The sequence below is a fragment of the Thiolapillus sp. genome, assembly GCF_048562965.1.
GTDB lineage: Bacteria > Pseudomonadota > Gammaproteobacteria > Chromatiales > Chromatiaceae > Thiolapillus > Thiolapillus brandeum_A.
The window spans coordinates 1-2,233 of record NZ_JBHNMF010000522.1 but is presented as its reverse complement, the minus strand read 5'-3'; the positions used below and the strand labels follow the sequence as shown (position 1 = coordinate 2,233).

Genomic DNA, 2,233 nt, shown 5'->3' with positions numbered 1-2,233 from the left:
ACGACAGGATTAGTGAGTGGCTGCAACAGGAGGAATACCAAAATCCTGAACTTCTTGCTGTTGAGGTTCCTAAACCTATAACTCGAATGAGCAATGGATTTCAGAAGCTGTTCCGCTCAGGTGATGATTGCCAACAAGACTGGAAACGCATTCGTCCTATTGCCACATTGATGTCCTCGGACAACAAGAAGCTGATGGAGGTCGATTCGGAGCAGAAACCAGTTCCCAACAGTATTGGCTACCGTTACTCGTGGATTAAGATGTCGGAGCCGTCTATAGAATCACTTCGCCAGGCGTTCCTTGACCACGAGTCACGCATCATACTCCCGGAAGATGTGTTGGCAGATACACATCCGGCCGAGCGTGTTCGGCAGGCAATGATAAGATCTATCTCGATCAAGAACGTTGCATTCCTGGCTGACCAGGAGGTGCATTTCTCGCCCAATATGAACAGCGTGATCGGTGGCCGGGGTAGTGGTAAATCGACCTTGCTAGAGTACCTGCGAATCATCCTGGGCAAAGACAAGACCAAGGACCTTGATACCGGAACCAGGGGACGTATCAAGCGAGTACGGGATACCTTAAACGCCCCCGGTGCCGAACTCGAGGTGTGCTGGACCAGCGCCGATGGCGTCGAGGATCGTATCGTTTGGCAAAACGGCAGTCCAATGGCACATAGCCGCGACTTGGCTGACCCCGAGACCTTTTTTAACAGTCTTCCCATCCGTTTTTACAGCCAACAGCAGCTCAACCGCCTGACCGAATCAAAGGCGGACGAGGGTGGCGTATGGCAGGCACAGCGCCTATTGGAGCTGGTTGATGGGTTCACCCAAAAGGAGATAGATGATCTGGCCGACCAGGAACGCAAGCTCAAGCGGCAGATTCAGGATTCCTTTGCCAATCTCCGCAAGGCCAAGGCGCTGGATAAAGAGCACAAACGGTTACTGCAGGAATATCAAGAGCTGGACAGACAGTGGAAAGCTTGCAGCAAAATCCAGGAGGACGCCCGCAGGCATCAACAACTCAAGTCGGAATCCCGTTACCTTGAAAGCCTTTTTGGAACGCCAGGCAAACAGTTTTCTGATGTCGCTGATTTAGCTGATACGGTTGCGGCTTCCCATGCGCCATTTCAAGTTGAAGACTCACCGCACACCGCCTGGTTTCGGCAATATGACGACAAGGTAAAAGCTGCCAAGGACGCTCTTGCCAAGACCATTCGTGATGCCGTTGAGCAGTTCAGCGCCACCATTGAATCGCTTAAAACAGATGATTCGGCATGGGTGGCAATCCAAGAGGAACTGATCCAGGCAGACACCAAATTCAGTGAAGCATGTGCAGCCAAGGATTTAACTCCGGATGACGTAGGCCATCTGCAGGAAATCAATCAGTCCCGCGCCAAAAAGCAAACGGAGATAGATGAGACCGCCGCAGAAATCCAACGGCTCAAAGACGAGGCTGGTGATCCAGAAGTCCTTATGCAGCAATTGCATCAAATCTGGAGAAATCAGTATCAGAAACGGGTAGAAGCGGCAGAGCGAGCCAACGAGCAGGCTGTTCTCAATGAGGGACGTCAGCGCTTTATTGAGGTTTCAGCAAAGTACCAACAGGATCACAAGAATTTCCACGAACTGTGGCAAGGGTTTGCGCCCGCTGATGGACGGACTCGCCCCGGGAGAAATTGGGAAAAATATGGGCAAACGCTGTATGAGCTCTTTGTTGCACAGCTAGATGCCGAGTCTCCGTGGCAGGTGCTCCATAACCGCCTTTCTGGGGAAGATCGAACGGTCGGAGCTGACTTCGACTTTATCGCGCATGAGTTGTACCAGCATATTCAAGACAACCTTGAACGGTGGCAAAAGCTTCGTTGTTCCCGGGTGCAAGATACTGTCGATATGAAGCTCTTCCGGGCTGACGGCTCGACTGCGGGAAGCATAGCCGAAGGGTCGCTCTCCGATGGCCAGCGAAATACCGCCGCTCTCGCCTTATTGCTAGCGCAGGAAGGCGGACCTCTTGTCATCGATCAACCTGAAGATGAGTTGGATTCCAACTTCGTATTCAGGGAGCTGATCCCGATGCTCCGTAAAGTGAAGTCTAAGCGCCAACTCATCATGGCAACCCATAATGCAAATTTGCCGGTCAATGGTGATGCGGAATTGATCTACGCCTTCCAAGCGAATGACGGGCGTGGAGAAGTACGGGTTCAAGGGGGACTAGACCAAGGTGCTGTCACTAA

Annotated in this window: 1 protein-coding gene; it reads left to right on the top strand. The window is 52.1% G+C overall.

Features of this window, described 5'->3' with window-relative positions:
* The coding region (locus ACOCD2_RS17195) for a TrlF family AAA-like ATPase (RefSeq protein WP_419625826.1) at nt 1–2,233 on the top strand (2,233 nt) is incomplete at both ends.